This window comes from Micromonospora chersina, assembly GCF_900091475.1.
Lineage (GTDB): Bacteria > Actinomycetota > Actinomycetes > Mycobacteriales > Micromonosporaceae > Micromonospora > Micromonospora chersina.
In genome coordinates, this window is sequence record NZ_FMIB01000002.1 from 1,367,473 (window position 1) to 1,388,929 (window position 21,457).

General features: G+C 74.7%; 26 protein-coding genes. 9 read left to right on the top strand and 17 right to left on the bottom strand.

Going from position 1 to position 21,457, the window contains the following annotated elements; genetic code table 11:
* Positions 1 to 10 precede the first annotated feature (10 nt).
* The gene (locus tag GA0070603_RS06295) at positions 11 to 1,204 is read right to left on the bottom strand and encodes a thiolase family protein (RefSeq protein ID WP_091308511.1); all 1,194 of its coding nucleotides are present in this window, start codon (positions 1,202 to 1,204) and stop codon (positions 11 to 13) included.
* Positions 1,205 to 1,344: 140 nt separating this feature from the next.
* On the opposite strand from GA0070603_RS06295, the gene GA0070603_RS06300 reads away from it, so the two are divergent.
* Positions 1,345 to 1,920, top strand: coding sequence for a TetR/AcrR family transcriptional regulator (locus GA0070603_RS06300; protein ID WP_091308514.1), 576 nt, complete (start codon positions 1,345 to 1,347; stop codon positions 1,918 to 1,920).
* Between the two features lie 4 nt (positions 1,921 to 1,924).
* Here the strand turns inward: GA0070603_RS06300 and GA0070603_RS06305 are convergent, their stop codons facing one another.
* Complete coding sequence (locus GA0070603_RS06305) at positions 1,925 to 3,061, bottom strand: CaiB/BaiF CoA transferase family protein (protein WP_244282432.1); 1,137 nt, start codon at positions 3,059 to 3,061, stop codon at positions 1,925 to 1,927.
* 224 nt (positions 3,062 to 3,285) lie between these two features.
* Here GA0070603_RS06305 and GA0070603_RS06310 point away from each other — a divergent pair, with 224 nt between their 5' ends.
* On the top strand, positions 3,286 to 4,695 hold the full coding sequence (locus tag GA0070603_RS06310) for an acyl-CoA synthetase (RefSeq protein ID WP_091308520.1): 1,410 nt from the start codon (positions 3,286 to 3,288) through the stop codon (positions 4,693 to 4,695).
* A gap of 77 nt (positions 4,696 to 4,772) precedes the next feature.
* On the opposite strand, the gene GA0070603_RS06315 is transcribed toward GA0070603_RS06310, so the two are convergent.
* Both GA0070603_RS06315 and GA0070603_RS06320 read right to left on the bottom strand, forming a co-directional pair.
* Positions 4,773 to 5,606 carry a hypothetical protein gene (locus tag GA0070603_RS06315; RefSeq protein ID WP_139131836.1) on the bottom strand — a complete coding sequence of 278 codons (834 nt, stop codon included), beginning with the start codon at positions 5,604 to 5,606 and terminating at the stop codon, positions 4,773 to 4,775.
* The gene (locus GA0070603_RS06320; RefSeq protein WP_091308525.1) at positions 5,603 to 6,100 is read right to left on the bottom strand and encodes a YcxB family protein; all 498 of its coding nucleotides are present in this window, start codon (positions 6,098 to 6,100) and stop codon (positions 5,603 to 5,605) included. The genes GA0070603_RS06315 and GA0070603_RS06320 overlap by 4 nt, the downstream gene beginning before the upstream one ends.
* A 138-nt stretch (positions 6,101 to 6,238) precedes the next feature.
* Here GA0070603_RS06320 and GA0070603_RS06325 point away from each other — a divergent pair, with 138 nt between their 5' ends.
* Together GA0070603_RS06325 and GA0070603_RS06330 are read left to right on the top strand one after the other, a co-directional pair.
* A complete protein-coding gene (locus GA0070603_RS06325) occupies positions 6,239 to 6,718 on the top strand; it encodes a heme-degrading domain-containing protein (RefSeq protein ID WP_091308528.1) in 480 nt (159 codons plus the stop codon).
* Between the two features lie 60 nt (positions 6,719 to 6,778).
* Complete coding sequence (locus GA0070603_RS06330; RefSeq protein ID WP_091308531.1) at positions 6,779 to 7,267, top strand: NUDIX domain-containing protein; 489 nt, start codon at positions 6,779 to 6,781, stop codon at positions 7,265 to 7,267.
* 15 nt (positions 7,268 to 7,282) lie between these two features.
* Here the strand turns inward: GA0070603_RS06330 and GA0070603_RS06335 are convergent, their stop codons facing one another.
* Positions 7,283 to 7,780, bottom strand: coding sequence for a DinB family protein (locus GA0070603_RS06335; RefSeq protein WP_091321625.1), 498 nt, complete (start codon positions 7,778 to 7,780; stop codon positions 7,283 to 7,285).
* A 124-nt stretch (positions 7,781 to 7,904) separates the two neighbouring features.
* On the opposite strand from GA0070603_RS06335, the gene coaD reads away from it, so the two are divergent.
* Complete coding sequence (gene coaD, locus GA0070603_RS06340; RefSeq protein ID WP_091308534.1) at positions 7,905 to 8,342, top strand: pantetheine-phosphate adenylyltransferase; 438 nt, start codon at positions 7,905 to 7,907, stop codon at positions 8,340 to 8,342.
* Here the strand turns inward: coaD and GA0070603_RS06345 are convergent.
* Positions 8,339 to 8,896 carry a DinB family protein gene (locus GA0070603_RS06345; RefSeq protein WP_091321627.1) on the bottom strand — a complete coding sequence of 186 codons (558 nt, stop codon included), beginning with the start codon at positions 8,894 to 8,896 and terminating at the stop codon, positions 8,339 to 8,341. The genes coaD and GA0070603_RS06345 overlap by 4 nt on opposite strands.
* 327 nt (positions 8,897 to 9,223) lie before the next feature.
* Here GA0070603_RS06345 and GA0070603_RS06350 point away from each other — a divergent pair, with 327 nt between their 5' ends.
* Positions 9,224 to 9,961 carry a zf-HC2 domain-containing protein gene (locus GA0070603_RS06350; protein ID WP_091308538.1) on the top strand — a complete coding sequence of 246 codons (738 nt, stop codon included), beginning with the start codon at positions 9,224 to 9,226 and terminating at the stop codon, positions 9,959 to 9,961.
* 24 nt (positions 9,962 to 9,985) lie between these two features.
* Here the strand turns inward: GA0070603_RS06350 and GA0070603_RS06355 are convergent, their stop codons facing one another.
* The gene (locus GA0070603_RS06355) at positions 9,986 to 10,561 is read right to left on the bottom strand and encodes a sigma-70 family RNA polymerase sigma factor (RefSeq protein ID WP_091308542.1); all 576 of its coding nucleotides are present in this window, start codon (positions 10,559 to 10,561) and stop codon (positions 9,986 to 9,988) included.
* Positions 10,562 to 10,714: 153 nt separating this feature from the next.
* Positions 10,715 to 11,188, bottom strand: a complete 474-nt coding sequence (locus GA0070603_RS06360) for a molybdenum cofactor biosysynthesis protein (protein WP_091308545.1) — start codon at positions 11,186 to 11,188, stop codon at positions 10,715 to 10,717.
* 90 nt (positions 11,189 to 11,278) lie between these two features.
* Between GA0070603_RS06360 and GA0070603_RS06365 the strand changes: the two genes are divergently transcribed.
* Positions 11,279 to 12,487, top strand: coding sequence for a hypothetical protein (locus GA0070603_RS06365; RefSeq protein ID WP_091308548.1), 1,209 nt, complete (start codon positions 11,279 to 11,281; stop codon positions 12,485 to 12,487).
* A gap of 19 nt (positions 12,488 to 12,506) precedes the next feature.
* On the opposite strand, the gene GA0070603_RS06370 is transcribed toward GA0070603_RS06365, so the two are convergent.
* The 5 genes from GA0070603_RS06370 to GA0070603_RS06390 all read right to left on the bottom strand — a co-directional run bounded on the left by GA0070603_RS06370 (position 12,507) and on the right by GA0070603_RS06390 (position 15,975).
* Positions 12,507 to 13,610, bottom strand: a complete 1,104-nt coding sequence (locus GA0070603_RS06370; RefSeq protein ID WP_091308551.1) for a PIN domain-containing protein — start codon at positions 13,608 to 13,610, stop codon at positions 12,507 to 12,509.
* Between the two features lie 36 nt (positions 13,611 to 13,646).
* Positions 13,647 to 13,874: a hypothetical protein gene (locus GA0070603_RS06375; protein ID WP_244282434.1), complete on the bottom strand. Its 228-nt coding sequence runs from the start codon at positions 13,872 to 13,874 to the stop codon at positions 13,647 to 13,649.
* Between the two features lie 83 nt (positions 13,875 to 13,957).
* Positions 13,958 to 14,515 carry a dihydrofolate reductase family protein gene (locus GA0070603_RS06380; RefSeq protein WP_091308555.1) on the bottom strand — a complete coding sequence of 186 codons (558 nt, stop codon included), beginning with the start codon at positions 14,513 to 14,515 and terminating at the stop codon, positions 13,958 to 13,960.
* 54 nt (positions 14,516 to 14,569) lie between these two features.
* Positions 14,570 to 15,517, bottom strand: coding sequence for a sigma-70 family RNA polymerase sigma factor (locus tag GA0070603_RS06385; protein ID WP_091308559.1), 948 nt, complete (start codon positions 15,515 to 15,517; stop codon positions 14,570 to 14,572).
* Between the two features lie 44 nt (positions 15,518 to 15,561).
* On the bottom strand, positions 15,562 to 15,975 hold the full coding sequence (locus GA0070603_RS06390) for a nuclear transport factor 2 family protein (RefSeq protein WP_091308562.1): 414 nt from the start codon (positions 15,973 to 15,975) through the stop codon (positions 15,562 to 15,564).
* Between the two features lie 116 nt (positions 15,976 to 16,091).
* Here GA0070603_RS06390 and GA0070603_RS06395 point away from each other — a divergent pair, with 116 nt between their 5' ends.
* Positions 16,092 to 16,607, top strand: coding sequence for a DinB family protein (locus GA0070603_RS06395; RefSeq protein WP_167544510.1), 516 nt, complete (start codon positions 16,092 to 16,094; stop codon positions 16,605 to 16,607).
* 82 nt (positions 16,608 to 16,689) lie between these two features.
* Here GA0070603_RS06395 and GA0070603_RS06400 read toward each other — a convergent pair whose 3' ends face one another.
* Together GA0070603_RS06400 and GA0070603_RS06405 are read right to left on the bottom strand one after the other, a co-directional pair.
* Positions 16,690 to 18,276: a DHA2 family efflux MFS transporter permease subunit gene (locus tag GA0070603_RS06400; protein ID WP_091308570.1), complete on the bottom strand. Its 1,587-nt coding sequence runs from the start codon at positions 18,274 to 18,276 to the stop codon at positions 16,690 to 16,692.
* A 163-nt stretch (positions 18,277 to 18,439) separates the two neighbouring features.
* Positions 18,440 to 19,372, bottom strand: coding sequence for an AraC family transcriptional regulator (locus GA0070603_RS06405; RefSeq protein WP_091308573.1), 933 nt, complete (start codon positions 19,370 to 19,372; stop codon positions 18,440 to 18,442).
* Between the two features lie 81 nt (positions 19,373 to 19,453).
* Between GA0070603_RS06405 and GA0070603_RS06410 the strand changes: the two genes are divergently transcribed.
* Positions 19,454 to 19,942 carry an anthrone oxygenase family protein gene (locus GA0070603_RS06410; protein ID WP_091321629.1) on the top strand — a complete coding sequence of 163 codons (489 nt, stop codon included), beginning with the start codon at positions 19,454 to 19,456 and terminating at the stop codon, positions 19,940 to 19,942.
* A gap of 25 nt (positions 19,943 to 19,967) precedes the next feature.
* Here GA0070603_RS06410 and GA0070603_RS06415 read toward each other — a convergent pair whose 3' ends face one another.
* Together GA0070603_RS06415 and GA0070603_RS06420 are read right to left on the bottom strand one after the other, a co-directional pair.
* Entirely contained in the window at positions 19,968 to 20,531 is a 564-nt protein-coding gene (locus GA0070603_RS06415; protein WP_091308577.1) for a DUF305 domain-containing protein, read from the bottom strand.
* 71 nt (positions 20,532 to 20,602) lie between these two features.
* Complete coding sequence (locus GA0070603_RS06420) at positions 20,603 to 21,346, bottom strand: lytic polysaccharide monooxygenase (protein WP_091308579.1); 744 nt, start codon at positions 21,344 to 21,346, stop codon at positions 20,603 to 20,605.
* Positions 21,347 to 21,457 lie beyond the last annotated feature (111 nt).

Genomic DNA, 21,457 nt, shown 5'->3' on the forward strand with positions numbered 1-21,457 from the left:
GTCCGGCCGGTCAGCCGTCGAGGCGTTCGATGATCGTGGCGTTGGCGGTGCCGCCGGCCTCGCACATGGTCTGGAGGCCGTAGCGGCCGCCGGTGTGTTCGAGGACGTGCAGCAGGGTGGTGGCGAGCCGGGCGCCGCTGGCGCCGAGCGGGTGGCCGATGGCGATGGCGCCGCCGTCGACGTTCACCTTCGCCGGGTCCGCCCCGGTCTCGGCCAGCCAGGCCAGCACGACCGAGGAGAACGCCTCGTTGACCTCGAACGCGTCGATGTCCCCGATGGCGAGGCCGGCCCGGGCGAGCACCTTGGCGGCGGCCGGGATGATGCCGGTGAGCATCATGATCGGGTCGTCGCCGACCACCGTGGCGGTGTGGATCCGCGCCCGGGCCCGCCAGCCCCGCCGGCGGGCGGTCTCGCGGGTGGTGAGCAGCAGGGCCGCCGCGCCGTCGTTGAGCGGGCTGGAGTTCCCGGCGGTGACCTTCCAGTCCAGCTCGCCGAAGCGGGCGGTCCAGTGGTCGGCCGCGAAGGCCGGCGGCAGGTCGGCCAGGCGGGCCACGGTGGTCCCGGGCCGGATGGTCTCGTCCATGGCGAGGTCGACGCCCGGCAGCGGGGCGACCTGGCCGGCGAACCGCCCCTGCCGCCACGCCTCGGCGGCCCGCTGGTGGCTCGTGGCGGCGTACTCGTCGAGCCGCGTGCGGGACAGGCCCCACTTGCGTGCGATCAGCTCGGCGGCGACGCCCTGCGGGACGAGGCCGCCCGGGTAGCGCGCCGCGACGCCGGGGCCGGCGAAGTCGGCGCGGACGCCGTCGACCACTGCGGCGCTGCCGATCGGCACCCGGCTCATCGACTCGACGCCCGAGGCCACCACGATGTCGTACGCCCCGGCGACCAGGCCCTGGGCGGCGAAGCTGAGCGCCTGCTGGCTGCTGCCGCACTGGCGGTCCACGGTCACCCCGGGCACCGACTCGGGGAAGCCTGCGGCGAGCGCGGCGAGCCGGGTGGTGTTGGTGCTCTGCTCGCCGACCTGGGCGACGGCGCCGCCGACGACGTCGTCGATCTCGACCGGGTCCAGCCCGGGCACCCGGGCGACCAGGCTGCGCAGGGCGTGCGCGTGCAGGTCCACCGGGTGCACGTCGAGGTACGCCCCGCCCCGCTTCGCCCGCCCCACCGGGGTCCGTACCGCCTCGACGATGACCGCGTCGCGCATGGCTGCCTCCTGGACACAAGCCGGACCGATCGGTCCGGGACCGAGTGGTCCGATACTGCGCCCCGGCCCGCCGCGCGGTCAATCGTCGCCGGACCGATCGGTCCGTTATCCTCGCCACAGGCGCCGGCGAAGGAGGAGCGATGGCCCGCACCGCGGCACCGGGAAGCCGGGAGCGCATCCTGCGCACCGCCGGCGAGCTGTTCTACCGCCACGGGGTCCGCGCCGTCGGGATGAACCAGGTGATCGACGCGGCCGGCTGCGGCAAGAACCTGCTCTACACCCACTTCCCCAGCAAGGACGACCTGGTCGCCGCCTACCTGCGGGCGTGCCGACGGGAGCGCGAGCGGGCCGGCGACGCGGCGACCCACGGGCTGCCCGACGACCCGGCGACCCGGCTCCGGGCGCTGGTCGCGGAGATCGCCGCGACCGCCACCGCCCCCGACTTCCGCGGGTGCGCGTTCCGCCTCTACCTCGCCGAGTTCCCCGGCGACGCCGGCGAGCCGGGCCGGGTCGCCCGCGACTACCTGCGCGACACCCGCGCCGAGATCGACGCGCTGGTGGCCCGGCTGGACGTGCCCGACCCGGGCCGGCTCGCCGACCGGATCTGGCTGATCGTGGAGGGCCTCTACGGCAGCGCCGGCCGCGCCGACGCCGCCGCGGCGGCGGACACCGCCACCGGGCTGGTGGACGACCTGCTGGCCGCCGCGAGACGCTGACCGGTCAGCCGGCCAGCCAGGCGCGCAGCTCCGCGCCGTGCTCGTCCAACGCCGGGGGCGGCAGGTCGTAACGGGGCGGGGTGGCCGACAGGCCGATCGGGTTCCGCACCCCCGGCACGCCGTCGACGGTGACCACCGGGTCGAGCCCGAGCCCCTCGGCCAGGGCCAGCCCGTCGGCGACCGTGTTGATGGGGCTGCACGGCACGCCCGCCGCGCGCAGCTCGCGGAACCACTCGGCGCTGGTCCGGGCGGCCAGGGCGGCCACCAGCAGCGGCCGCAGCGCGTCGCGGTGCGCCGTGCGGTCCTGGTTGCGCCGGAACCGGGGGTCGTCGGGCAGGCCGGGCAGGCCGAGGACCTGGCACAGCGTCCGGAACTGGCCGTCGTTGCCGGCGATCACGACCAGTTCGCCGTCGGCGGTGGGCAGCGGCTCGTAGGGCACGATGCTCGGGTGGGCGTTGCCCATCCGGTGGGGCACCACTGCCCCGGCGACGTGCGCGCTGGTGTGGTTGACCAGCCCGGACAGGGCCGAGGAGAGCAGGTCAACCTCGACGTGCTGCCCGACGCCGGTGGCCGCCCGGTGATGCAGGGCGGCCAGGATCCCGACCGCCGCGTGCAGCCCGGCGATCACGTCGAAGACCGCCACCCCCGCCTTGTACGGCGGGCCGTCGGCCGCCCCGGTCAGGCTCATCAGCCCGGACGCCGCCTGCACCATGAGGTCGTACCCGGGCAGGTCGGCGCCACCGGCCGCGCCGAACCCGCTGATCGAGGCGTACACCAGCCGCGGGTTGGCGGCGGTGACCGTGTCGTGGTCGAGGCCGAAGCGGCGCAACGCGCCGGGCCGGAAATTCTGGATCATGACGTCGGACCGGGCGGCGAGCCGGCGGGCCAGCACCGCGTCCCCGGGATCGGCGAGGTCGAGGACCAGGGAGCGCTTGTTGCGGTTGACCCCGAGGTAGTAGGTCGAGACCCCGTCGCGGACCGGGGGCTGCCAGGTGCGTGTGTCGTCGCCGCCCGGCGCCTCCACCTTGATCACGTCGGCGCCCAGGTCGGCCAGCAGCATCGTCGCGTACGGCCCGGCCAGGATCCGGGAGAAGTCCGCGACGAGGACACCGCGCAGCGGCCCGGACGAACCCTCCCCCACGGCCGCTCCCTCCCTCGGGGCGCGCGCACCACCGCGGCCCAGACGGCCAACGATGGCATACCGGCCACCGCCCGGCATCGGCGCCTCACCCTGCGGGGTGGCCCGCTCGGAGTGCCCCCGGCTACGGTCGGATCGTCCGGCGCCGGGGCGCGCCGAGCCGCCAGGACCGTACCGGGGGCGGGGCGGTGGCGCGCCCGCCGACCCGACCGGAGAGGGGCCGTACCGTGCCGCTGCTGAGCTGGCTGACCGAGTCCACCGACGAGCGCCCGGAGGCGGTCCGCGTCGACGACCGGTCGCTGTCCTGGGTGGAGCTGCGCCGGGCGGCCGCGGCCGTGGCCGACGACCTGCGCGGTGTCCGGCGGGTGGCGGTGCCGGCCGCACCGACCCTGGAGACGGTGGTCGCCGTGGTGGGCGGGCTGCTGGCCGGCGCCGCCGTCGTCCCGGTGCCGCCGGACGCCGGGCCGGTCGAACGCGACCACATCCTGCGCGACTCCGGTGCCGAGGTGCTGCTGGCGCCCGCCGGGGACGCACCCGTCGGCTCACCCGCCGCTCCCCCGGCCGTGCCGGTCGACCTGACCCGGCGGTCGGACACCCGGCACCCCGAGCCCGACCCGGCGACCACCGCGCTGATCCTCTACACCAGCGGCACCACCGGCGCCCCGAAGGGCGCCGTGCTGTCCCGCCGCGCCGTCGCCGCCTGCCTGGACGGGCTCGCCGACGCCTGGGCGTGGACGCCCGAGGACCGGCTGGTGCACGGGCTGCCGCTGTTCCACGTGCACGGGCTGGTGCTCGGCGTGCTCGGCCCGCTGCGGCTCGGCAGCCGGCTGCACCACGTCGGCCGGCCCCGCCCCGAGCGGTACGCGGCGGCCGCCGGCTCGCTCTACTTCGGCGTACCCACGATCTGGTCGCGGATCGCCGCGGACCCGGACGCCGCGCGGGCGCTGCGTGGGGCGCGGCTGCTGGTCTCCGGCAGCGCCGCCCTGCCCGAGCCGGTGTTCGCGGCGCTCGCCGACGTGGCCGGCCACCGGGTCGTCGAGCGGTACGGCATGACCGAGACCCTGATCACCCTCAGCGCCCGGGCCGACGGGCCGCGGCGGCCCGGCACGGTGGGCCTGCCGCTGCCCGGGGTGCGCACCCGCGTCGTGGACGAGCAGGGCGGCCCGCTGCCCGCCGACGGGGCGGCCATGGGCGAGCTCCAGGTGCGCGGCGACACCCTCTTCGACGGCTACCTGCACCGGCCGGACGCCGACGCTGCCAGCCGGACGATCGACGGCTGGTTCCGCACCGGGGACGTGGCGACGGTCGGGCCGGACGGCTGGCACCGGATCGTCGGCCGGGCCGCCACCGACCTGATCAAGAGCGGTGGCTACCGGATCGGGGCCGGCGAGGTGGAGGACGCGCTGCTCGGCCATCCCGGGGTCCGCGAGGCGGCCGTGGTCGGCACGCCGCATCCGGACCTGGGACAGCAGGTGACCGCGTACGTGGTCGGCGACGGCCTGCGGGAGGCCGAGCTGATCGACTTCGTGGCCCGGCAGCTCTCGGTGCACAAGCGGCCCCGGCAGGTGCGGCTGGTCGACGCCCTGCCCCGCAACGCGATGGGCAAGGTGCAGAAGAACCTGCTGGCCGAGGGGTGACGCACCGCCTCAGCCGTGGCTGAGCCGGTGGTGGAAAGGGTGCGGGAGCCGCGGCACTGGCCGGGCCTGTGACGGTCTCAGCCGCCCAGGCCGAGCTGGGGATACAGGGCGTCGGGGGCGGCGACGGCTCCCTGCGGCCGTGCCACCGAGACAGGCGCGCCGAAGTCGCTGTAGCGCAGGGTGGCGTCGGGCATGCCGTTGGCCGCGGGGATCGCGAAACTGACCAGCCGGCCATCGGCGTCCAGCGTCGCGCTGAACGCGTTGCTGCGGGCGCCGTCCGGGAAGCCGTCCGGGCCGGCGCGGAAGTTGATCCCGGTGCCGGCGCCGACCCGGGTCAGGTCGATCGTCCCGGTGACGTGCGGGCCGTCAGCTCGCGCGGTGACGATCGCGTTGATGAGGCGCGCCGAGCCGCCGGGATCGTTCCTGCCCGGGGCGAAGCTCACGGCGAAGTCCGCGGGCACCCGGGCCGGGTCGAGCCTCATCCATTCGTGGCCGACACCGGGGAGGTCCATGTCGGTCTTCAGGTAGACCTCGTCGTCGATCATCCGGATCTCGACGACCCGGCCGAGAGCCGAAATCGTGGTGTCGGCGCGCTTGTTGATGTTGTCAGCGTGCGCCACCGTCGTGACCTGGCTCGCGATGTCGGCGTCGACGCGGAAGCTCGTCTGATCGATGAACGCGGTGCCGGATCTCAGCAGGTCCGTCGCCTTCGTCGTGGTGGCGGCGTCAGCGCCGACTGTCGGCGCCCGGTCTGGTTCGTCTCCCACCCGCGCGCCGAGCGACCAACCCAGCAGAAGCAGGGTCACCGCGGACATCGCGGCCACTGCGGCTCGACGCGTCATGGCCGCAGCGTAGGCCGCTCCCGCAAGGCCACGCGCAGGCTCGGCGCCGCCCCCGGCGCAGGGGTTCACCGGGGCGGGAGCAGACCCCGTTCGGCCATGAAGGCGCGCAGGGTCTCCGCGTCCTGGGCGGACATCAGGTGGCGTGGGATCACGGTCGCCGGCATCCGGCCGACGTACAGGATCCAGAAGTCCCGGGTGTCCTTCACCTGGGCGACCCCGTCCCACGCGATGCCGCCGGACTCGGAGCCGCTGCGCATCATGATGTTCTGGTCGGTGATGTCGTAGGCGCCCTCGACGGCGTAGCTGCCCGAGCGGCGCCGGGCGCGCCACCGCACCCAGGGTGCGTACAGCATCGACAGCAGCCCGGCCGCGACCAGCGCCACGGACAGCGGCACGATCCGGTCGCCCCGCGCGATCGCCCGTGAGACGGCGAGACCGATCACCCCGACCGCCGCCAGCACCGCGCCGATGTAGCCGTACCTGCGCAGCCGGACACTGCTGAGCGCCGCGGCCACCCGGCCGGGGTAGGTGGGATCGGCGGGAACGTCGAAACGGATGTGCACGTCGAAACGATAGTGCCCCTGCCCGCTCGCGGGCGGTGCCCGGCTCACCCTGCCGGCCAGGATCGTCGAGGGCCGGCCGCTCGCCGGCTCCTCCTCTGCTTAGATCCTTCTGACGATCGAGGAAGGGAACGGTACGCCGTGACGCCGGAGCTTCGGGAGCAGGAAGAACGCCTCCAGTTCGACCGCTTTGACCATGACGACGCCTGGGGCCTGGGAACTCTGCTGGTCGGGCTGGCCAGGGAGCGCGGCCACGGTGTCACCGTCGACATCCGCCTCGGCGACCACCAACTCTTCCACTACGCGCTGCCCGGCACCTCTGCCGACAACGACGACTGGATCGAACGCAAGATCCGCGTCGTCCGCCGGTTCGGGCACAGCTCCTACCTCGTGGGCCAGACCTACCGCGACCGCGGCACCACCTTCGAGGAGAAATCCCACCTCGACGCGGCCCTGTACGCCGCCCACGGCGGCTGCTTCCCGATCATCCTCAGGGGCACCGGGCCGGTCGGCACCGTCACCGTCTCAGGACTGCCCCAACTCGACGACCACCGCCTCGTCGTCGAGGCCCTCGAACTCTTCCTGGATGCCAGGAGCTCCGGTGACGGGGCCGTCTCGTGAACGGCTGTTCCTCAACCGCGTGACGTTGAGCCTGTCCCACCCCTGTGCTCAACTCCCGTCATGCATGTCGTCGTCACAGGGGCACTCGTGGAAAACGGCGCGGTCCTGCTGGTGCACCGCAGCCCGACCCGCCGGGCATACCCCGATCTCTGGGACCTGCCCGGGGGGCACGTCGAGGCGGGCGAGTCGGAACTTGAAGCCCTCGCGCGTGAGATGCGCGAGGAGCTCGGCGTTCACATTGTGGCGGAGTGCGCTTCACGGTTGGGCGACCTGCGTGCCGGCAGCGGTGCGGACGCCGTTCACCTGGGCGTCTGGCACGTGGGAGACTGGGTCGGCTCTCCCACCAACCGTGCACCTGACGAGCATGACGACATCGCCTGGGTCGGAATCGGCGAGCTGGACGACCTTCCCCTCGTGCACGACGGCATGGCGGCACTGGTCCGTTCTCTGCCCGAGCCCGACCGGCGGCCTCGTCGCGACGAAGCACGGACAGCGGCATCGCCGAGCGGTCCGGAGATCCCTGGTCTTGACGGCTCCACCGCCGCATGAGCGGGCGTCCGCGCACTACTCGTTGACGAGCTGCTCGCGGAGAATGTCGGCGTGCCCGCAGTGCTGGGCCAGCTCGCGCAGCACGTGGAGATACACCCACCGCAGCGGAAGCGGCCCGCGCCGGTGCCCGCGGAGGATGTCGTCCAGCTCCAGGGACGCGGTCGCTCGGCGTGATGCCTCGCAGGCTTCGCGGTGCGCGTGCCGAACGCTGGCGATCGTGTCGTCGTCATCGAGGACGAAGGACTCCTCCGACACTGCGGGAATGCCGATCTCCGCGCGCGACCGGCCCGTGACCGCCTCGTCGAACCACACCTTCTCGACGAACGTCGCATGCTTCACCAGGCCCAGCAGGGTGGTCCGGGAGGCCACCAGCGACCGCCGCGCCTGTTCCTCGGTCAGCCCGTCCAGGCAGCCGTTGAGCGCGCCGCGATGCTCGTCGAGGAACGCCTCGAACTGGGCCTGAGCCGGCTTGGCGACGACCTCGTCGGCGAAGGTGGGCGGAAAGGAAGGCATGGGCGAAGCATCCCAGACCATCGCCGTTCGAGTGCGGGGACCAGAGTCGGGTCGGCAATCGTGTGGCTGGGATGATCGTGGTCATGTGGTGGGTGTCGCGGTGACGGCTACGTCGGATCGTGGAGTGGCGCCGGTACGCGGCTCGTTGGCGGTGTATCCCGGCACGTTCGACCCGTTCACCCCGGGCCACCGCGATCTGGTGGCCCGCGCCCGGGTGATGTTCGACCGGGTCATCGTGTTGCTGGCGGTCAACGCCGACAAGCGACCGACCGCCGAGGCCACGACCAGGGCCCGACGCGTGCGCGACGCCGTACCGGCGGCCTGGGGCAATGTCGAGGTGGACACCTGGACCGGCCTGACCGCCGCCTACTGCCTGCGCCGCGGCGCCTCGGTCATCGTCCGCGGCCTACGCTCGGCCGCGGACCTTCGCCACGAGCACCAGCTCGCCGCGATGAACGAGCAGCTCGGCATTCAGACCATCTGGCTGCCGGCCCGCCCGGAGCTGGCCGCCACGTCCTCAACTGTCGCACGCGCATACCGCTCGACAGTTGAGGACGTCTAGATGGTGAAGTCCGGGGGCGCGCCTTCACCCACGCGGCCGTCCACCGCCTCTCGGAGGATGTCCGCGTGGCCCGTGTGTCGTGCGTACTCCTCAACCATGTCCAGGAGCATCGCGCGCACTGTGGGCGTGCGGCCGTCCGGCCAGGTGAAGGACGCCGGCCCGTCGAGCCCGCGCTCCCTGATGACCGCAGCCACGAGCTCGCGCGAACGCTCGACGGCTGCTCGCCACAGCGCGTAGACATCTTCCGGAGAGTCCAGCGCCCCGGTGCGCCATTCCCAGTCGGGGTCGGCGTCGAAATCCACGGTGTCCCACGGGGCTCCGTACTCCTGTCCGGCGAGCTTGACGGCCAGCCAGTCGGCCTCGACCAACGCCACATGCTTGACGAGACCACCGAGGGTCATGGCACTGGCGGCGGTGGTCGCGCGCAGACCCTGCTCGTCGAGTCCCGACGTCTTCCAGGCGAAGGTGCGCCGGTTGCGCTCGAGAACCGACAACAGGGACTGGGCCTCGGTGGAGTCCGCCGACGGGGAGGGCTGCGGAGACGCTTCGCTCATGGCCGGCAGCATAGCCAGCCGCTGGTCCACCGCTCATCGGCAGACGCGGATGCGGCACGGTCTTCCCGAACGCACGCGGGCCGTCGCCGGGCCGGGCCGGCGGGTGATCTCCCGGCGGCACGACTGCGAGGGTTCGCGGTCGTGACGGACATCATCATGTCCCCGGCGGGGACCGCGCTGCTGCTGGCGAACGCGGCCTCCCGGCGCATCCCGGCGAGCCCGTGCCGGCCCACCAGATCGACGCCTACCTGGACTTCTTCGGGCTCTGAGCCGCGGATCGGCCCGGGCCTCGGGAACCAGGCGGGCCGTGCGGACGACTACCTGTACATGGCGTGTGAGCAGTGGCGGGAGATCCTGTCGGCGCAGCTCGACGGGGAGGCGTCCCGGTCGGAGAGCGAGGCGGCCGACGCGCACCTGGCGGGCTGCGCCGGCTGCCGGGGTTGGTTCGAGGCGGCCGCCGGGGTGACCCGGCGGGCCCGTACGCAGCTCGCCCCGCAGGTGCCCGACCTCGTCGACGCGGTGCTCGCCGCCGCGCCGCCGCCCCGGCCCGGGTGGCGGGAGCGGCTGGCGCTGGGGCTGCGCGGGGTGCTCGGGCTGCTCGGCGCGGTCCAGCTCGTGCTCGGCCTGGCCCAGGTGGGCCGCGAGACCGTGATCGACCACGGGCACGCCGCCGGCCAGCACCTGTGGCACGAGTCGGCCGCGTGGAACGTGGCGGTGGGAGCCGGCTTCCTGTACGTGGCGCTGCGGCGCTCCGCCCCGGCGGGGCTGCTGCCGATGCTGAGCGCGTTCGTCGCCACCCTGGTGCTGCTGTCGGTGAACGACCTGATCACCGGGCAGGTGGCGGTGCAGCGGCTGGTCAGCCACGGCTTCCTGCTGGTCGGCTGGGTGGTGATGGTGCTGCTCGCCCGGCCCCGGTGGCGCCCCGGCGGCACGCCGCCCCGCCAGGGCCGCCCGGCCGGGTCGCGCTGGTCCCTGCGTACGGAGGAGCCGCCGGAGCCGGCCCCGCTGCGCCTGCTGCCGCCCGCGCCGTACGCCGCGCAGGCCCGCCACCGCCGGGCCGCCTGACCGGCGGACGGTCCGGCAGCGCCGTCAGACCGCGCGGCCGCCCCGGGCCGGTCGGGCGTCGCCCTGCCAGGCGGCGACCAGGTCCTCGCGGGCCCGGGCCACCCGGGAGCGGATGGTGCCGACCGGGCAGCCGCACACCTGGGCCGCCTCGGCGTAGGAGAGGCCGACCACCTGGGTGGCGACGAACGCCTCCCGCCGCTCCGGAGCGAGCCCGGCGATGAGCCCGCGCAGGGTGATCGCGTCGTCCCCGCCCGGGGTGACCGCGCCGGCCGCCTCGGCCGCGGCCTGCCAGTCGGGCAGGGCGGCGACCCGGGGACGTGCCGTGGCGGCCCGGACGTGGTCCACGGCGACCCGCCGCGCGATGGTGAAGACCCAGGTGCGCGCCGCCGACCGGCCGGCGAAACCGGGCAGGCCGCGCAGCGCGCGCAGGAACGTCTCCTGGGTCAGGTCGTCGGCCTCCGCAGGGCCGGCCAGGTGCGCGAGGAAGCGCCACACCGGGCCCTGGAGGGCCCGGACGAACGCGGCGGCGGCCTGCTGGTCGCCCCGGCCGGCCCGGTGCGCCCACCGGGTCACCTCCTCGTCGTCGGCCTCGGGACTCATCCGCGACCGGCCCGCCGGTCCACCGTCGTCATGAGCGACGGTACGGGCGCGAGCCTCGCTCGGTTCATCCCTGGCGTCCTCCCTGCCCCCTCGCCGCCGACCGGACGGTCGCAGGTTGGTCGGCCGGCGGGGCCGGAAAGTTCCCGGGCCCGCTCAGGAGCTGACGGTGACCTCGACGGGCCCGACCCGCAGCACGCCGTCGGTGAGCGGGGAGCAGCGCACGCCGCCCCGGCCGCGCAGCGCCTTCCAGGTGCCGGGCGCGATGGTGACGTCCAGCCAGGCGCAGGGCGGGGCGGCCCGGTGCACCCGCAGGCTGACCGGCCCGTCGCCGGAGTCCAGGGTGAGCACCCGGCCGACCATCTCGTCCACGGCGATGCCGCTGGTCAGCACGTTGCGCCGGACCTGGGTGAGGTCGGCGCCGGCAGGCAGGGACTCCTGCGCGATCAGCGTCACGCTCGCCTCACGGTGCGCCGGCCGGCCGAAGTAGCGGTCGCCCACGACGCCCAGCCCGGCCCGGATCCGGACCTCCTCCACCAGCTCGCCGGGCGGCGCCGGGGCCGGGCCGTCCGCCGGCCGGCCCACGTAGCGGTGCACCGGCGAGGCGAGTAACTGGACGATCTCGGGCATGCGCCGATTGTAGACACGGACGTACCGCCACCAAACCGGACGTTAGCCGCCCTCACGTGTCCACGCTCGGTGGAGGGCGTTGTACCGGGCGTGACGGCGAGACGGTCCACCCCGGCCGGGCGTCACCCCGGGCTGGGACGGCAGATTGCATGGGCGCGGCGCGAGAACGAACGCCGGCGGCGCGCGTACGAGACGGCGGCCCGGGACTGGCGCCGCCGCGACCAGCACCTGGAACGGCTACGGATCGAGGCGACCGGGTTCCACGGGTGCGCCCTGCCCGGCACCGAGCTGCCGGTGCGGCTCGACGACGGCGAGGTGGTCTACCGGATCCTGCCGGTGGCGGAGCTGGTCGAGGCGGAGGCCCGGCACCTGCCCGGTCTCCCCGCGCCCGACCCGGCGCTCACCGCGGAGCTGCTCGACCCGGCCGGCGGCCCGCTCCCCACCGGGCTGCGGGTGGTGGACACCGGCGCCGCCGTGGTGACCGACCGGCGGACCGTCTTCGCCGGACGGGCCGGCCGACGCGAGTGGGCCCACGCCGACCTGCGCGGGCCGGGGCACCACCCCGGCGCGCCGGTCACCCTGCTGCACCCCGGGGACGGCGGGCGCCCGGCCGGGCTCCGGGTGCCGGTGAGCGCGGCGGCGAACTTCCGCTTCTACCTCACCCTGGCGTACGCCACCGCCACGGGAACCCGCGACACGGTGGCCGCGGGGCTGGACGCGCTGCTGGCCGACCACCGCTCGGTCCGGCCACGGCCACCGCGGCCGCTCGGTGTCGCGGACGCCCCGGTGGTACGGCGGCGTCCGGAGCGCCTGGCCGCGGCCGGGGCCGTGGCGATCGCCGTGCTGCTCGGGGTGACGGCCGCGGGCACCTGGCCGGCAACGGCCGGTCCGGCGCACCGTGCGGGGCCGGCCACGGGCAGCGCCACCGGCGCCCCGGACGGCGACCTCGCGCCGGATCCGCTCCCCGCCCCGGCGGGCGGTGGCGACGGCGGGCCGGCCCCGTCGCCGGCCGGCGGACCCGCCCCGCTTCCCCACCCGGCCGGGGGGCCCACCCGGCCGACCGTGACGCAGACCCCGGCCGGGGCCGGCACGACGCAGGTAGTGCTCCCGGCGCCGTCCCGCGCCACGGCGCCCACGCCGGCGGCGCCGTCGACGACCCCGCCGGCGGTGGGCCCCACCGGGAGCCCGTCCCCCACGGTGAGTCCGTCCGGAAGCCCCACCGGGACGACGCCCGGGACGCCGCCCCCGACGGGCGCCTGCCGGCCGCCGGTGGACCCGCCGCAGTGCCGGCGCGGCTGAGCCGGGGCCGGTCCGGCCGTCAGGCGGTCTGCGGGGTGAGCAGGTAGTCCTCGGCCTCCGCGCTCCACCGCAGCTCCACCGCGCCGCTCGTGGCGGCGGCCTTGCAGAACTGGAGGAAGCTGCGGTAGCCGAGCTTCTTCTCGCTGAAGTCGGGCCGCGCCCGGCGGAGCTGGTCCTTCAACCCGGACAGCGCCGCCGCGCCGCCCTCGCCGGCCAGGTCCACCACCACGGACCGCAGCAGCGCGAAGGCCACCTCCCGGTCGCCCCGCTCGGGCAGCGACACCTCCGGGTCGCCCTTGGCCGGCCCGGCGGCGAGCTCGATGACGTTGTGCCCGGCGAGGTGGCGCAGCAGCTCCCCGAAGGTACGGAAGCCGTAGTCGGACTCGCTGAACGTCGGGTCCTTGCGGAGCAGGGTGCGCTTCAGGCCGGAGGCGGTCACCTCGCCGCTGGAGCTGCCCTGCATGCCGGCCACGGTCTGGGCCACCAGCACGGAGAGGGTGTCGACGTCCCGCGCCGGCTCCTCGGCGACCGGGGCGGCCTCGGCGGGTGGCTCGATCGACGGCTCGGCCGGTCGCTCGGCCGGCGGCGGCGCCACGGTCCCCGCCGGACGGGCCGCCCGGCCGCGGCGGCCGGCCGCCGGCGGCACCTCGACCCCTTCGAGGCGGTCGTAGAAGAGGAACTCGTCGCAGGCCGGCGGGAGCAGCGCCGAGGTGGAGTTCTCCACGCCGACCCCGATGACGCGCTTGTTCAGCTCCCGGAGCTTGTGCACCAGCGGGGTGAAGTCGCTGTCCCCGGTGCCGATGACGAACGTCGAGATGTACTCCCGCTCGAAGGCGAGCTCCACGGCGTCGACGGCCATCTTGATGTCGGCGGCGTTCTTGCGCGAGGCGCCCATCCGTTGGGGGATCTCGATGAGCTCGACGTGCGACCGGGTGAGCATCCGCCGGTCCTCGTCGAAGTAGGACCAGTCGGCGTACGCCCGGCGCACCACCACGCGGCCGCGCTCGGCGAGCGCGTCGGCGATGGGACGGAGGTCGAACGCGCGGCCGCCGTGATGGTCGCGTACGCCCAGCGCCAGGTTCTCGTAGTCGAGGAACAGCGCGATCCGGTCTTCCTGATCCACCCGGTCAGCGTAGCCGGACCCCCGGGCCCGGCCGGCTCACCGCCGCGGCCGGTCGCGGTAGAGGGTGTCGCGGCGGGCCGCGTACTGGATGGCGTAGCTGGCGACCAACAGCAGCAGGGCCAGCACGACCTCGACGCCGGCGACCGCGCCGTTGGCGACGGTGAGGGCGAGCAGCAGCAGGATCAGGGCGACCACGGCGAGCAGTCCGGCCAGGAGCAGGCGGTTGCGCCGCGCCCTCGACCGATCCTGACCGCCAGCAGCCACGGCTCCGCCTCTCATCCGGCTCCCCCGGCCAGCCTAGGCGCTGGCCGGGGGCCTCCTCCCGCAGTTCGGCGAAGGCGGCGAGGTCAGCGGGCCGGCCGCGCGTACCGCGCGAGGACGGCGGCGCCCGCCTGCTCCGCGGACCGGCACTCCAGGTGCGCGGGCGGGCCGCCGGCGGGGAAGAGCCGCCGGCCGGTGCGCAGGATCGTGGGGAAGGTCAGCAGGCGGTACTCGTCGACGAGGTCCTCGGCCATCAGCGCGTGGACGACGCTCAGGCTCCCGGTCACGATGACGTCGCGCCGCTCGCGCCGGACCGCGTCGAGGAGGTCGCCGTCGAGGACACGGGAGTTCCCCCACGCCGAGACGTCGGCCAGCCTGCGGGTGGCGACCAGCTTGGGCACGGCGTTCATCCGCCGCGAGAACGGGTCGTCGCGCCCGGGCCACAGCCGGGAGAACAGCTCCCAGGTGGTACGCCCCAGCAGCAGGACGCCGTCGTCGAGCAGGGCGCCGAGGCGGAACTTGTCCCCCGCGACGGTCTCCGGCCCGTGGCGGAAGGCCCAGCCGCCGGTGGGCGTGCCCCCGGACCCGTCCGGGTCGGACACGATCCCGTCGAGGGTGACGAACTGGATGACGATGACGCTCACGATGGTTCCCTTCGGTAGGTGCTCACCGGTACCTACCGGCGGCACCGCCCGGACTCATCGCGCCGGCGGAAGATCGTCGGAGGAGATCTCCGGGCGCAGGTCGAAGGCCGCGAACACGCCCGGATCGGCGAACACCACGTTGTGCGCCACCAGTCCGCCGGTGACCGTGAGGACCTGCAGCGTGTGCAGCCGGTGCGGCCCGCCGGGCTGCGGCGCGTACGCGGCGAGCGCCGGTTGCCCGTTGGCGCTCAGGGACGCCATCCGCCAGCCCGTCCCGCGCAGGTGGAAGACCCGGTCCAGGAACCGGCCGTAGTCGCGGCTGCCGCGGTACCAGAGCGGGACCGGCGGCATCTCCAGGACCGCCTGGTCGGTGAGCAGCCGTACGAGCGCGGGAACGTCGGCGGCCTCGAAGGCCCGCACGTACCGCTGGACCACGGCACGCACCTCCGGATCGTCCGGCTCGGTGACCGCGCCGGCGTCACCCACGTCGGCGAGTGCGACCCGGGCGCGTTGCAGCGCGCTGTTGACCGCCGCCACCGTGGTGCCGAGCTGCGCGGCGACCTCGGCGGCGCTGAACTCCAGCACCTCCCGCAGCAGGAGCACGGCCCGCTGGCGGGCCGGCAGCGCCTGCATGGCCGCCACCAGCGCGAGCCGCAGGTCGGTGCGCACGTCGGCGTCGAGCCGGGCGTCGGGGAACGGCTGTAGCCACGGGATGTCCAGCGCCGGGGCGAGGGGCGCCTCCGGGTCGACGCTCGGCGCGCCCAGCCCCGACGGCAGCGGTCGTCGCGCCCGCCCCTCCAGCGCGGTCAGGCACGCGTTCGTGGCGATCCGGTAGAGCCAGGTCCGCACCGACGCGCGTGCGGGGTCGTACCGGTCGCGGGCCCGCCACGCGCGCAGCATCGTCTCCTGGACCAGATCCTCGGCCTCGTGGAAGGAGCCCAGCATCCGGTAGCAGTACGCCAGCAGCTCACCCCGGTGAGGCTCGAAGTCCACGGCGCCCATCCTGGCGTACGCGGCGGCCGCGCCCCGGCCCGGGCGGGCGACCCTCAGGCCGGCACGTCCTGCCACAGCTCGTTGAAGGCGATGCTGTCGAAGAAGGCGGTCCCCTCGACCACCTTGCCGTCGCGCATCGTCAGGAACCAGGCCACCGTGTCGGTGTACGTCGTGCCGATCGTCGTGGTGCCGGCGCCGTTCCACGCGACGATCACGGTCCCGGTGGTCGGGTCCTCGTGGATGCCCCGGATCCGCACGGGCCGGAACGGATCCTCCGCCGTGAAGCGTGCCTCGAACGGCGTGAGCACCTCCTCGACGAACTGCCGGGCGGGCTGGTACAGCCCGGCCGCGACGGAACGGCCGATGATCTCCCACCGCAGGTCCTCGGCGAACAGGTCGGTGATGCTGCCCGTGCCGGCGGACCAGGCGGCGAAGGCGTCCGCGACGATCTCCCGGTTGGCGGTCATCGGCGGCTCCCGTTCCTCTCCCGGCGGGCACCTCGGACCCCGGCGCCCCTGCGCCCATCCTGCGCCGCGACCTCCGGGGGCGGGGGCGGATCCGCCGCACCGCTTACCCTGAGCGCGTGGATCGGTGTGACGAGTGCCTGTTCGTCTATTCCGCGCTCGGCAGCGGCGAGCTGCCGCAGCGCCTGCGTGACGTGGCCGCGCGCTATCCGGCCGCCCTGCACGGGGTGCCCGACCCGCGCCGGCGACCGGCACCGGAGGTGTGGTCGCCGCTGGAGTACGCCTGCCACGTCCGGGACGTCTTCCGCGTCCAGGCTGAGCGGCTGGCGCTGGCGCTACGGGTGGACGAGCCGGAGTTCCCGCCGATGGGCCGCGACGAGCTGGTGATCACCGAGCGCTACAACGCCCAGGACCCGGAGGTGGTCCTCGCCGACCTGGCCACGGCCGCCGACGGGTTCGCGGCCCGCTTCGGGGCGCTCGGCGAGGTGGAGTTGGCCCGCACCGGCGTCTATCCGTGGCCCCGGCGGGAGGCGCGGACGCTGCGCTGGCTCGGCCGGCACACGGTCCACGAGGCCGAGCACCACCTGCTCGACATCCGCCGCGCCGGCGAGCCCGGAACGGCCGGCGGGGCCTGACGCCTACTGGCGTCAGGCCCCGCGACGGCGAGCCTGCCCGGATCGGGCCGCCGGGACGGTGCCCCGCGGCCCGACCCGCCGGTCAGTGGATCGGGACCGGGGTGGGACGCTGACCCTCGCCCGCCTCGCCGTCGAGCAGGTGCGACGGCTCGCGCCGGCGCGGCAGGAGCGCGGCCGGGATGAAGGTGAGCAGCACCAGACCGAAGCCGACCCAGAAGGTGGTCGCGAAGGAGCTGGCCGCGTAGTCGAGCCCGCGCTCGATCAGCGACGGCGGCACCGGGAACTGCTGGAGCAGCTCCGGCCGCAGCTGCGACGTGATGGCCAGGCCGGCCTCGGTGACCGGCTTCCCGCTCGGGTCGGTCGCGCCGGGGATCACCTCGGAGCCGTTCAGCCGGCTGGTGAGGATCACCGACATCACGGCGGCGCCGACCGAGCCGCCGATCTGCTGGAGGATGTTGACGAGCGTCGAGCCGCGGGCCACCTCGGCGGCATGCAGCGTCTTCAGCGCCGAGGTCATGATCGGCATCATGGTGCCGCCCATGCCGAGGCCCATCACGAACAGCGAGCCGCAGAGCAGCCAGTAGGACGTGTGCGGGTCGACCTGCGTGAAGGTGAAGAACCCGGCGGCGATGAGCACCAGCGCGAACGGCACCGTCCGGCCGACCGGCACCTTGTCGGCCAGCATGCCGGCGATCGGCATGGTCAGCATCGCGCCGAGGCCCTGCGGCGCCATGAGCAGGCCGGCGGTGAGCGTCGACTCCCCGCGGACCTGCAGGAAGTAGCTCGGGAACAGCAGGCCCGCACCCATGAACGCGATGATGAAGACGAACAGGGTCACCGCGGCGATCGTCAGGTTGCGGTTGCGGAACAGCCGCAGGTCGAGCAGCGGGTGCTTGGGCCGGAACGAGTAGAACACGAAGGCCACCACGAGCACGGCGCCGACCAGCATGGGCAGCCAGACGCTGTTGTCCCGGACGGTGCCGGCCTCCGGCAGCGAGGAGACGCCGTAGAGGAAGAGCGCCAGACCGGGCGAGAGCATGAGCATGCCGAGGAAGTCGAACGACTCCGAGGGCTCCGGGTTGTCCTTCGGCAGGGCGAGCTGCGCGTAGATCAGGGCGACGATCCCGATCGGCAGGTTGATGAGGAAGATCCAGTGCCAGCTGGCCGTGTCGATGAGCCAGCCGCCGAGGATCGGGCCACCGATCGGGCCGAGCAGCATCGGGATGCCGAGGACGGCCATGAGCCGGCCGATCCGGTGCGGGCCGGCGGCCCGGGTCATGATCGTCATGCCGAGCGGCATGAGCATGCCGCCGCCGAGGCCCTGGAGCACGCGGTAGCCGATGAGCTGGCCGATCGAGTCGGCGGTGGCGCACAGCCCGGAGCCGATGGTGAACAGCGCCAGCGCCACCATGTACAGGCGCTTGGTGCCGAACCGGTCGGCGGCCCACCCGCTGAGCGGGATCACCGTGGCCAGCGCGAGGGTGTAGCCGGTCATCGTCCACGCCACCCGGGCGTACGAGGCGTCGAACTCGTCCTGGAACGTCGGCAGCGCCACGCTGACGACCGTCACGTCGAGGATCGACATGATCGCACCGAGCACGACGACGCCGGCCACCGTGAGCACCGCGGCGTCGAGCTTGTTCGATGTCGCGACAGGTTGCTGGGTCACAAACAGTCTCCTGGTTCTGGTCCGGTCGGGGGCGCCCGCGGCGCCGCGCGCCCGTGCGGGCGCGGGGTGGCGTGCGGTGGGGCGGCGTCCGGCAGGAAGCGTAGTCACGGGCTGCGACACCGCGCGGCCGGTTTACCGGGATCACCGGCGCCGCGGACCGCGCTCAGGCCGTGGCGCGGTGGTCGCGGGGATTGACGCCGCGCACGCGCTTGAAGGCCGCGCTGAGCGCGAAAGCGCTGCTGTAGCCCACCCTGCGGGCCACCGCCGCGAGGGTCAGCTCGGTGTCGCGCAGCAGGTCGGCCGCGAGCGCGAGGCGCCAACTCGTGACGAAGGTCATGGGCGGTTCGCCGACCAGGTCGGTGAACCGGCGGGCGAACGCGGCCCGCGAGGCGCCGGTCGCGGCGGCCAGGTCGGCCACCGTCCACGCCCGGGCCGGATCGTGCTGCACCAGCCGGACCGCGTGGCCGACGACCGGGTCGGCGTAGGCCCGGTACCAGCCGGGCGGCTGGGCGCCGGGTCGGGCCAGCCAGGTGCGCAGCACGCCGATGACGAGCAGGTCGAGCAGCCGGTCCAGCACCGCCTCCTGCCCGGGGCCGTCCCGGTCCAGCTCGGCGGCGAGCAGCGCGACGACCGGCAGCTCGCCGCCGGCGGCGGTCAGCACCACGAGGGGCGGCAGGGCCGCGAGCAGGCCGGCGCCCACCGCGCCGCTGCTGGCGTACGTGCCGGTGAGCAGGGCGGTCGCGCCGTCCGGCCGGGTGCCCCAGGTACGCAGCCCCAGCGCCATGGTCTCGGTCAGCTCCTGCCCGCCGAGGGTGGTGCAGCGCTGCCCGGGGTGGATCACCACCTGCGGCGGGGTGGCCGGGTGGTCGGCCACCGTGTACGGGTCGGGCCCGCGCAGCACGGCCACGTCGCCCGGCTGGAGCAGCACCGGCGCGCCGCCGTCGGGCGCCACCCACGCGCTGCCCCGGACCACGGTGGTGACGCTCAGCGGGGCGCCGTCGCGGACCCGGATCGACCAGGGCGGGTCCATCACGGTGCGGAGCAGGAAGGCGTCCCGGGCGCGCAGCCCGCGGAGCACGTCGGCGAGGACGTCCACCCGGTGAGCGTAGACGCTCGCGTATGGTTTCGGGCGTTCCGGCCATGGAGCGTCCAGCCGACCCGGTGTCCAATGAACGTCATGATCGCATCGAACGTCCGGGCCGGCATGCTGCTGCTGGCCACGGTGACCACGGGGTTGACGGCGGGGCTCTTCGCGGCCTTCGCGTACGCGGTGATGCCGGGCCTGGCCCGGGTGGACGACCGGGCGTTCGTGGCCGGCATGCGGTCGATCAACCAGGCCATCCTCAACGGCTGGTTCGCGCTCTGCTTCGGCGGCGCGCTGGTCTGCACCCTCGCGGCGGTCCTGCTGCACCTGCCCGCCGGGCGGCGCGGGCCGCTGCCCTGGCTGATCGCCGCCCTGGCGCTCTACGTGCTGGTGCTCGCGGTGACCGCCGCGGTGAACGTGCCGCTCAACGACCGCCTCGAGGCGGGCGCCGCCCGGCTGGCCGACCCGGCGGAGCTGCGCGCGGCGTTCGAGGGCGCCTGGGTGCGGTGGAACGTGGTCCGGGCGGTGCTGAACACGGCGGCCCTCGGCTGCCTCGGGTGGGCGCTGCTGGTGGCCCGGTAGCTGCCCGACTGACCGCCGCCAGGCCTCACCGGGCGGGCAGTTTCGCCAGCAACGCGACCTCGGCGGTCCGGGACCGTTCGATCCGGCCGGCGAGGTCGCGTACCCGGGCGCTGGTGCCGGCCTGGACCTGCGCGCGGGCCAGGTTCGCCGCGGTCCGCTGGTGCGCGGCGAGCACGTCGGCCAGCACCCGGTCGACCTGGCCGGCCGGGGCGGCCCGCAACCGGGCCAGACCGGCGGCGGCGTCGCTGTGCCCGGAGTGGTCGTGCCGCTCGGCGGCCGCCACCGCGGACGGGCCGGCCTCGCGCAGCCAGCCGCGCATGGTCGCGAGTTCGTCGGTCTCGGTGGCCCGGACGGCGGCGATCAGCGTGCGGAGTTCCGGGTCGGTGCCGCGGTCGAGCCCGACCTGGACGAGTTCCAGGGTCTGCTCGGTGTGCGCCACCATCATGGCCAGGAAGAGCGCGTCGATGCCGCTGGTCGCGGTCTCGGCGGCCGGCCCGGGGCGGGTGGCGGCGGTCGGCGCCGGCTGGCCGGCGCACCCGGCGGTGGCGAGCAGCGCGGCCAGCAGGACGGCGGTGAGCGGGCGGCGCATGCCGGTTCTCCGATCGGGGGTACGGCGGGTGCCGGGTGCGGCGCACGCGGAGCGTGGCCGCACCCGCCCAGTCAGATCTGGAGCCACAGCGCCGGCACGTTCGGCGGTTCCCAACCGGCGATCGCGGTGTGCGCCTGCCGGCAGCGGTAGGTCAGGCCGTTGTAGGTGACGGTGTCCCCCACCTGGTAGGTGCGCCCCGCGGTCCAGGTGCCGCTCGGGGCCGGCGAGCTGGTCGCGGTGGGCGTGGGTGCCGGGGTGGTCGGGGCCGGGGTGGGCGTGGGTGACGGTGTCGGGTTGCCGCCGCCTCCACCGATCTGGAGGTCGACGCAGGAGTAGAAGGCGTTCGCCGTGTCGGCGATGTTCCACACGGCGAGCAGCTTCTGCCGGCCGGAGAACCCGCCCAGGTTGACGGTGTGCGACACGGTGGCGTCGGGCTGGCGGCCGCCGCCGTCGACGACCGCGACACGGGTGTTGCCGATCCAGTACTCCCAGTTGGACGTGGCGTGCCGGGCGGTGTTGACCCAGGTGAACGTCACCGAGCTGCCGACCGAGGTGGCCGGCCAGCCGCGGCTGTCGTCGTTGAGCACGGCGAACTGGGCGATGCCGGCGTTGCAGCTCTTCAGGCCCTTGGGGCCCTCGACGCTCTGCGGCTCGTACTTGATCTGGCCGCAGTCGGGCACCCGGTTCTCCGCGCAGAGCGCCTGGCGGCTGGGGGGTGAGGACACGTAGCCGTGAGCCTGGGCAGGAGCGGCGACCGCCAGGGTGGCGGTGACGGCACCCGTGGTGAGCAGCGGCAGGGTGATTCTTCGACGCATGTCGGCAACTCCTTCGGGGCGGTGGGAGATGCCAATGAAGATAAATTAAACCTTGTTAACAGTAAAGACTCCTGTCTATAAATTAAGTCGCGTAGCCGGGGCTCTCCTTGA